Below are 8,471 nucleotides of genomic sequence, written 5' to 3' on the forward strand. Positions count from 1 at the left end.
GTTGAGCGCGTTTTGAGCGGTCAAAACGCGCTTAATTGCGACCTACTTGGGTAGCCACGCGCGAAAGGGGCGGGTCACCTTGATGGTGACCCGCCCCTTTCGTGTGGGGGACGACGGGTTATGGACGCAGCGTCACCGGACGACGGCGGCCGTCGACTTCCGCTGTGGGCCAGCGTTCGTCGAAGGTCAGGATCTCCAGCCCGCCCTCGGCGAGCAGCACTGTGTCCTCGATCTTCACGGCGGGACCGGAAGGGTTCCACGTGAAGGGCTGGTTGACGACAATCCAGTCAGTGACCTCTGCGGTGACCCGGGGATCCCGTCCGGCATATCCTGCAGGGCCGCCCTGGTGGTGCAGCTTCCACTGGTCAGCGCCGAAGCCGTGCCTCTCGTAGGCCGACTGGATCTCGGTGAAGACATCATTGAGGCGGGCACCCGGCACCGTCGCACGGAAGATGTCCGCTTCCACCGCCGCGATGCGGGCCTCGGCGTCGAGCTCCTGGGGAGTGCCGGCGTCGAACGCCACCCAGCGGGTCACGTTGGCAACCAGGCCGTCACGGCGGGCACACACCACGGCCATGGCGCGGCGGCCAATCGGCGAGTGCGTAGCCAACGGGTGCCGGAAGTCGCTGCGGCCCGTGCCGTTGCAGAGCAGGACCAGCGGTTCGGCCCCGACGGCGACGATCCGGGCAGCAAGATCGGAGACCAGCTCGAACTCGGTGGTACCGGGTGTTGCCTGCGACAGGACGTCGGTCATGGCTGTTGCGGCATCGGCCGAGAGCCTGGCGTAGCGGGCGGCCTCGGCGGGAAGGAGTTGCTGCCGCGCGGCACGGAGTTCGGTTGCCACGGCGGCTTCCAGCAGGGGATCGCCATCGCCGGCGAGCCCAGCGGCCGTAGCGTGCAGCGGGCCGTGCCAGGGAACCGTGTGAAGGCTGACGCCCTGGGGGAGTTCCTCGGCGGCAATCCGTCCGGCCTCGTTGTTGAACGTCACCAGGTGGTCGCCGTCCCGGTCCACCAGCAGGGCAGCGATGGGATCCCCGGCGAGGCTGATGTGCACGCGGCTCCCGTCCAAGTACCAGGTGAGCGCCGTATGCGTTGTCAGGAGCAGTGAATCGCGGCCCGCGGCATCGAGGATATCCAGGACGCGCCGGCGCTTGACGGCGCGATCGGCTGCGTTGCCGGGTGCGGTCCGTGGCGCTGTGACGGTCACGGTTGTGGACTGAGCTGGAGCGGTCATGCCGATTCCCCCAAGGTTGAGATGAGTTGTTTAATGTCGTTGGTGGCCAGGAATCCGTCGGCGATGAGGACCGTGACGGTGCGGTGGACAGGATTGCCGGGTTCTGCCCGGACCGGGGTGTCCCACGCGAGGGAAAGCCCGACGCCCGGGTAGCCCGATTGCCTCACGAACCACGGATCCGGTGCCTGCGGCGAGGCGAGGAACACCAGCGTTGCAGGGTGGCCCAGTCCGCCGGTGCCGTGCCCGCCGGGTGACGTTCCGGCGTCGAACGTTCCAGACCAAGCCAGCCACGGCGCCACGCTCCCATGGACCGCGTCCTCGCCGCGGGCATCCGCGGTCCAGATGGTGGCATCGCCCACTTTCGGCAGACGCCAGAAGAAGCCGCCGTAGCCGCCCTGCGGCCGGCCGTTCGACCCGGGGCTGCCCAGCATCACGGAGCCACCAGTGGCCGGCTCAAGGCTGAAGTCCAGCGTCAACGCCCATGCGGACTGCCCGACGGCGGCCCAACTCCATTCGCGTTGTTCGCGGAGCATCCGTGTTCCGTCGGGACCGACCCAGCCAAGCAGTTCCACCCGCTTCCCCTCCGTGTGTTCAGCGGATTCGGTGACGATGTGCCCGTGGTCTTTGCGCCACACGTACGCTCCCGCGTCCCGGGTGTAGGTGCGGCCACCCCAGAAATTGATGCCGTCCACGTCCTGCAAAGCCACGCCGGCCCCCAGATGCCACACATGGTCCTCGGGGACGTGGTCCGTCACGACGGTTCCGGCCAAGGTCCGGACGGGGTGCAGGTAGGGCCGGGGCGACGACGTTGGCCTGGTGCCGGTTCCATCCTGGATGGTGGCTACGACTGTCCCGCCGAGTTCCATCACGGGCTTGCTGGAGCCGGAGGCCCAAGGCGCTCCGAGCTCGGCGAACGTGGCCTGCCCCAGGGCGGCCCGCTGGATCCAGGTCCCGATGCCCTCCACCACGGCGTGTGCCTCATTACCCTCTCCCGCCCAAGTCACGAAGGCCGGATCGATGGGGGCCGGATCCTCGGCAGTGCGGATCGCTTCGAGGACGGCAACGTAGGCTCCAGTGCCGCCGAGGGGGCTCAGGAGGTCCGCTTCGGACCGTGCCGCGAGCAGATTCTCCAAGAGGTCGGTCCGGCCATGGCTTTCCGATCGGGTTCCCTGCGGAGTGGTGATGTCCAGCCGGTCTTCAGTGTAGGAGAAGGCCACCTGCCCCAGGGTGCCGTAGACGGTGACCACCGGGGCCGACTGCACGGGGGCGCACAGTGTCAGTGCGCAGGTCAGGACAGTGCCGTGGACGGTAGCTATCCGGACAACGGAGGTATCGTCGCTTTCGGTGTCGTTGGCCCGGTAGAGATCCGTATCCACCTGCCGGACATCGGTGACTTTCGCCGCACCGGCCAGGCGCAGCCCTGTTGCGACGGCATGGGCCAAGGCATTCGTCGCCACCCCGTCCACTACATCGGTTCCGTTGATGCTTCGCTTTCCTGCCCACCGGGAGCGGGTGAAGTAGCCCTTGGTGCGCAGCCACTGCCCGGTGGCGCTGATCCCGCGGAGTTCGCCGAGTTCGCCGGAGGCCAGCAACCCTTGGATGGCGTCAATGGCATGTGATCCCAGGCTTTGGAAGCCCACTTGCACCAGTTTTCCGGCCTCCCGCGCAGCCGCCATCACGTCGGAGTACTGCGCCATGGAGGCCACGGGTGGTTTTTCCAGATACACGTTGGCGCCCGCCGCGAGTGCCGCGAGGGCCAAAGGTGCGTGGGTCTGGATGGGCGTGGAGATGATGACCACGTCAGGGGTTTGCCCCACGGCCAGGAGTTCGTCGAGGGAGGCGAACACGGCAACGTCGTCAGGCAGTTGACCGTCCGCGGGTGGCTGGGGATCTGCGACAGCCACCAGGCGGAGCCTTCCCTCGGACCCGAGGCGCCGGAGGTTGTCCAGATGCCGTTCGCCGAAGCCGTGGACGCCTACCAGTGCGACGCGGGGCACGGGCACGGGCGGTGTTGGGCTGGTGATGGTTGCGGGCTGGGTCATGGGGTGGTCCTCGCTGAAGCTTGGGTGGGTGGTTCTGCCTGGAGCCGGGTGGCGAGGAAAGCGGCAGCCTCTTCCTGCATCGCCGTCGTGAAGACGTGGGGTTCGTCCCAGAAGCTGCCCGTGTACCGGCCCGGTGCCATGGCGCGCCTGAGGTGGGAATCGGCGTCGCGCATTCCGGCTTCGGGAAAAAGTTCGTCGCGCAGCCCGTATTGCACCAGGACAGATTCCGCACTGGAACGCGCCACGACGTCCGGCCATTCGCCCAAGCCAGAGAGTCCGGGGGAATGGAGGAGCCAAGAGTGCGCGTCGAGGTACGCGGGTAGCAGCGATTCAAAGGTGGTCATCATGCACGTCACCACGCAACTGCGGATCTTCGGGCTCAGGCCGGCGAGGACCATGGCCCGGCCGCCGCCACCGGAAAACCCGACGCAACCAAGCCGTCCGGCATCGACGCCGGGGAGAGAGGCCAGCATGTCCAAGGCCACGAGGTCATCGTGGGCCACCGTCCCGGCCACAGTGGAGCCAAGCAACGTGGCGGCCTTTGCCACGGTTTCTTCGTGGGCAGCTGCCGCGGCGTTGTACCGTTCCGCGTCGGAAGGTACGACGCCGGCCTCCCGCCAGAGTGCCTCCTGCCCGGCCAGCGTGTGGGCGGTCCGGTAGGGCAGTGGGTCCAGGGTGAACCGGCGGCTGCCCCACATGAAAGCGTCGTGGGCCAGGACCGCGAACCCATGGCGGGCCAACCACGTGGCCCAGGGCCTGCCGTCGTAGAGCCGTGACCGTAAGCCGGGTGGCAGGGGGCCGAGGCTGTTGCCGGAGGCGGTGCCGTCGTCGTGCGTGGACTGTTCCGCTACGCCGGGAGGCATTCCCACCAGGCGCTCGGCGCCGTGCGACTTGATGCCGCCATGGCAGTGCAAGGCGAGGATCCCGGGGAGTGGTCCCGTGGCATCGGCGGGCTTGACCAGCCAAGCCGATGTCCGGGGACCGAAGCCGGTTTGCCACGTCAGCTTGGACGTAACCACATTGTTGTCTTCCACTTCCCACTCCACCGAGTACCCGGGATTCGGTGCGAGGGCAGGAACGCCGAGTGTTTCGGCGAGCAGCTTCGCCGCGGGGGAGTCGGGCACGTGGGGATTGTTGGCTGCATGGTCCGGCCAGTCCTCGTAGCCGGCAATCGCACTGGGGCGTGCCTGTATCCCGGCCAGTACAGCGGTGTCCGTGGCTTTTTTCGGGAACAAGTGAGTCCTGCTTTGCTGGGGCGGATGGGTGTGCGGAACCGCACGCCGGGCTGCTTCGGCGAGCGGGAAATCCTGTGGAGCGCGTTCATCAGAAAACGCTTTCTCAAAAATTAGCAAAAGGCTGTACATGGGTCAAGAAAACGTTTACTTTGGTACGGAGCCGCTGAACGCCGGGATCGGAATCCTGGAAAACCAGGGGGCTGCGCCGGAGCCCCCGGCGGACCCGGAGGCAGCATTTCCCAGCACGAATTCCGTGGAAGGCCACGATGACCAAAGGAGACCACATGGCCGCACAGCACCACCCCGCAACGCCGCAGGGCGTCCGGGGTCACGCAGGGAGGACGCAATGAGCGCTATTGGCGAACTCTCCACGATGACCCGCCGCAAGGGCCCCATGACCAAGGAGGAGAAGAAGGCCAACGGCCGCGACAACAAGGCCGCCTACTTCTTCCTCCTGCCATGGTTGATCGGCCTGGTGGTCATCACCGTGGGACCCATGTTGATGTCCCTGTACCTGTCCTTCACCGACTACAACCTCCTGCAGCCGCCGGAGTGGGTTGGCCTGGACAACTTTGTCCGGATGTTCAGCGATGCCCGCCTGCACAACTCATTGCGCGTGACGTTCACGTACGTCCTGGTGGGCGTGCCCCTGCAGCTGGCCGTGGCGCTCCTCATTGCCCTGGTCCTGGACAAGGGCCTCCGCGGACTCCCGTTCTACCGTTCCATCTTCTACTTGCCCTCGCTGCTCGGTGGCTCGGTTGCCGTTGCCATCCTGTGGAAGCAGATCTTCGGCACCACGGGCCTGGTCAACCAGGTGCTGGCCATGATCGGCATCGAAGGCCCGGGCTGGATCTCGGATCCGAACACTGCGCTGGGCTCCATCATCCTGCTGCACGTGTGGACCTTCGGCAGCCCCATGATCATCTTCCTGGCCGGTCTGCGCCAGATCCCGAACATGTACTACGAGGCAGCCGAAGTTGACGGCGCCACCACCTTGCAGAAGTTCTGGCGGATCACCATCCCCATGCTGAGCCCCATCATCTTCTTCAACCTGGTGCTGCAGATCATCGGCTCGTTCCAGTCGTTCACGCAGGCGTTCATCGTCTCGGGCGGCAACGGCGGTCCGTCGGACTCCACCATGTTCTTCACGCTGTACCTGTACCAGAAGGGCTTCGGCCAGTTCGACATGGGTTACGCCTCAGCGATGGCCTGGTTCCTGCTGGTCATCATCGGTGCCTTCACGGCCATCAACTTCATCGCTTCAAAGTATTGGGTGTTCTACGATGACTAAAACTCAGACCATGCCCGCCACTTCCGGCTCCACGTCACAGCAGCCGGGCAAGACCCCCCGCCGCCGCGAATCCCGGGGAACCCTGGCCTTCAGCCGCAGCGCCCGCATCAAGGGACTGATCAAGCACGCCATCCTGATCCTGGTAGGCGGGGTCATGATCTATCCGCTCCTGTGGATGGTGGTCTCCTCCCTGCGACCGAACGACCTCATCTTCCGCGAACCCGGCCTGTGGCTGCAGAACCTGGAAATGAACAACTACACCGATGGCTGGTCCGCGCTGACCCACCCGTTCGGGCATTACATGATCAACTCCGCGATCGTGGTCCTTGGCTCCATCCTGGGTAACCTGATCTCCTGCTCCATGGCCGCCTACGCGTTCGCGAGGCTCCAGTTCACCGGCAAGAAGCTCTTCTTCGGGATCATGCTGCTGACCATCATGTTGCCCTTCCATGTGGTGATCGTGCCGCAGTACATCCTGTTCTCGCAGATCGGCTGGGTGAACACCTTCTGGCCGTTGATCGTGCCCAAGCTCCTGGCCACGGATGCGTTCTTCGTGTTCCTCATGGTCCAGTTCATCCGCGGTATCCCGAAGGAACTCGATGAGGCCGCCCGCATCGACGGCGCAGGCCACCCCCGGATCTTCCTGCGCGTCATCCTTCCGTTGATGGTTCCGGCCCTCGCCACCACCACCATCTTCACGTTCATCTGGACCTGGAACGATTTCTTCGGCGCCCTGATCTACCTCACGGACCCGGACATGTTCACTGTCCCGGTCGCGCTGCGGGCCTTTGTCGACTCACAATCGGCCACCAGCTGGGGATCACTGTTCGCCATGTCCATCGTGTCCCTGTTCCCGGTGTTCCTGGTGTTCCTGTTTGGCCAGCGGTTCCTCATCAAGGGCATCGCCACCACCGGCATCAAGTAAGCCTGAAGGCGCCCCGCCGAGGGGAAGGGGCCGGTGCAAGCCGGCCCCTTCCCGTCAGTAAACCCAGACAGAAATGACACTTGTCACACAAGATGGTGACTTGTATCATAATTCCAATGAGAAAACGCTTTCTCACACTTCCACGGATCAAAGAAGATCGGAGACTACAGTGCCGGTATTTCCCAAGGGTGAAGCAGTCGCCCACGCAGCCGCGTCGGAGGCGCGCTCGTCGGAACCCAAGGTCAAGCGGTCCAAGCGCAAGCTTCGCGCTTCGGCCATTATTGCAGCAACCGCGGCAGCCGTCCTGGCCTTGAGCGCCTGTGGGGGAGGCTCCGAGGCCAAGAGTGCCGATGGCAAGGTTGAGCTCCGCTTCTCCTGGTGGGGCGGCGACAAGCGGGCACAACTGACGCAGGAAGCCATCAAGGCCTTCGAAGCCGAGAACCCGAACATCACCATCAAGGCCGAATACGGCGACTGGTCCGGTTACTGGGACAAACTGGCCACCCAAGTGGCAGCCAACGATGCTCCGGACATCATCCAGATGGACGAAAAGTACATCACCGAGTACTCCAGCCGCGGCGCCCTCCTGGACCTCTCCAAGTACCAGATCGATACCTCCAAGTTGGACGAGGCTGCACTGAATGCAGGCAAGGGTCCCAAGGGCCTCACCGGCATCGCCGCGGGCATCAACGCAGCCACCATCCTGGCAAACCCCGCAGTCTTCAAGGCTGCCGGCGTTGCCCTCCCGGACGACAAGACCTGGACCTGGGACGACTTCGAGCGGATCTCGGCCGAAGTCACGGCCAAGTCCCCGAAGGGCACGTATGGTGCCGCCGCCTATGGAACGGACGAGGCGTCCCTTGGCGTGTGGCTCCGCCAGAACGGCAAGTCGCTGTACACCGACGATGGCAAGCTCGGGTTCGAGCCCTCGGACATCGCCGGCTACTGGGATTTCCTGAAGGAACTGAGCGAGAAGAAGGCTGTCCCGTCGGCCTCGGAAATCGTTGAAGCAGAAGCCGCGCCCCTTGACCAGAGCGGCCTGGCTACCGGCAAGAACGGCCTGGCCTTCTGGTGGTCCAACCAGCTGCCCGCCCTGGAAAAGGCCGCGGGTGGTGAGCTGCAGATCCTGCGCTTCCCGTCCAAGACCGGCAAGGCGTCGGACACCCAGCTTTGGTACAAGGCCTCCCAGTTCTGGTCCGCCTCTTCGCGGACCAAGCACCCTGAAGAGACCGCCAAGTTCATCAACTTCCTGACCAACAACGTCAAGGCCGGCGAAATCCTGCTTGCTGACCGCGGCGTCTACCCCAACTCGGATGTCCGCGAAGCGATACAGTCCAAGTTGGCTCCGGCGGACACCAAGGTGGTCAACTTCATCAGCGACATCCAGGGCGAACTGGGCAAGGCTCCGGCAGCTCCGCCGAAGGGTGCTGGTGCCATTCAGGAAATCGTCAAGCGCTACAGCTCCGAAGTCCTGTTCAACAGGCTCTCCACCGAAGAAGCAGGCAAGAAGGCCGTGGACGAAATGAAGTCCGCGATCGGCGCCTAGCCTTTCAGCACCGAACAGCGCCCCGGGTTGGTCAACGCGATCAATCCGGGGCGCTTTTCCGTGCGCGGGCACCCAACTGGGTCGCAATTGTGCGCGTTTTGAGCGTGGCGGAGTCATAGGGTCGTTGCAACGCTCTGATTGATGGAGCGTGTTGTGGTCAGGAATTTTTCGTTGGACGCCCGGCGGGAGTTTGTTGAT

6 protein-coding genes are annotated in these 8,471 nt (G+C 64.7%); 3 read left to right on the forward strand and 3 right to left on the reverse strand.

What is annotated here, in order from left to right; all coding sequences use genetic code 11:
* Positions 1–118 precede the first annotated feature (118 nt).
* The 3 genes from ACIQT2_RS19180 to ACIQT2_RS19190 are packed head-to-tail and all read right to left on the reverse strand — an operon-like array spanning position 119 to position 4,511.
* The gene (locus ACIQT2_RS19180; protein ID WP_402949601.1) at positions 119–1,234 is read right to left on the reverse strand and encodes a M24 family metallopeptidase; all 1,116 of its coding nucleotides are present in this window, start codon (positions 1,232–1,234) and stop codon (positions 119–121) included.
* Complete coding sequence (locus ACIQT2_RS19185) at positions 1,231–3,276, reverse strand: DUF6807 family protein (protein WP_402949604.1); 2,046 nt, start codon at positions 3,274–3,276, stop codon at positions 1,231–1,233. Before ACIQT2_RS19185 ends, ACIQT2_RS19180 begins: the two co-directional genes overlap by 4 nt.
* Positions 3,273–4,511 (reverse strand): acetylesterase, encoded by a 1,239-nt coding sequence (locus ACIQT2_RS19190; protein WP_402949607.1) that lies wholly within the window; start codon positions 4,509–4,511, stop codon positions 3,273–3,275. Before ACIQT2_RS19190 ends, ACIQT2_RS19185 begins: the two co-directional genes overlap by 4 nt.
* 346 nt (positions 4,512–4,857) lie before the next feature.
* Between ACIQT2_RS19190 and ACIQT2_RS19195 the strand changes: the two genes are divergently transcribed.
* The 3 genes from ACIQT2_RS19195 to ACIQT2_RS19205 all read left to right on the forward strand — a co-directional run bounded on the left by ACIQT2_RS19195 (position 4,858) and on the right by ACIQT2_RS19205 (position 8,273).
* Complete coding sequence (locus ACIQT2_RS19195; RefSeq protein ID WP_402949610.1) at positions 4,858–5,802, forward strand: carbohydrate ABC transporter permease; 945 nt, start codon at positions 4,858–4,860, stop codon at positions 5,800–5,802.
* Positions 5,795–6,727, forward strand: coding sequence for a carbohydrate ABC transporter permease (locus ACIQT2_RS19200; protein WP_402949613.1), 933 nt, complete (start codon positions 5,795–5,797; stop codon positions 6,725–6,727). Before ACIQT2_RS19195 ends, ACIQT2_RS19200 begins: the two co-directional genes overlap by 8 nt.
* Before the next feature lie 169 nt (positions 6,728–6,896).
* A complete protein-coding gene (locus ACIQT2_RS19205) occupies positions 6,897–8,273 on the forward strand; it encodes an ABC transporter substrate-binding protein (protein ID WP_402949616.1) in 1,377 nt (458 codons plus the stop codon).
* Positions 8,274–8,471 lie beyond the last annotated feature (198 nt).

It is taken from the genome of Paenarthrobacter sp. NPDC090522 (genome assembly GCF_044769225.1).
Lineage (GTDB): Bacteria > Actinomycetota > Actinomycetes > Actinomycetales > Micrococcaceae > Arthrobacter.

Coding starts and splice junctions, on each gene's coding strand:
- ACIQT2_RS19180 (WP_402949601.1), bottom strand. CDS start 1,234: ATGACCGCTCCAGCTCAGTCCACAACCGTGACCGTCACAGCGCCACGG.
- ACIQT2_RS19185 (WP_402949604.1), bottom strand. CDS start 3,276: ATGACCCAGCCCGCAACCATCACCAGCCCAACACCGCCCGTGCCCGTG.
- ACIQT2_RS19195 (WP_402949610.1), top strand. CDS start 4,858: ATGAGCGCTATTGGCGAACTCTCCACGATGACCCGCCGCAAGGGCCCC.
- ACIQT2_RS19200 (WP_402949613.1), top strand. CDS start 5,795: ATGACTAAAACTCAGACCATGCCCGCCACTTCCGGCTCCACGTCACAG.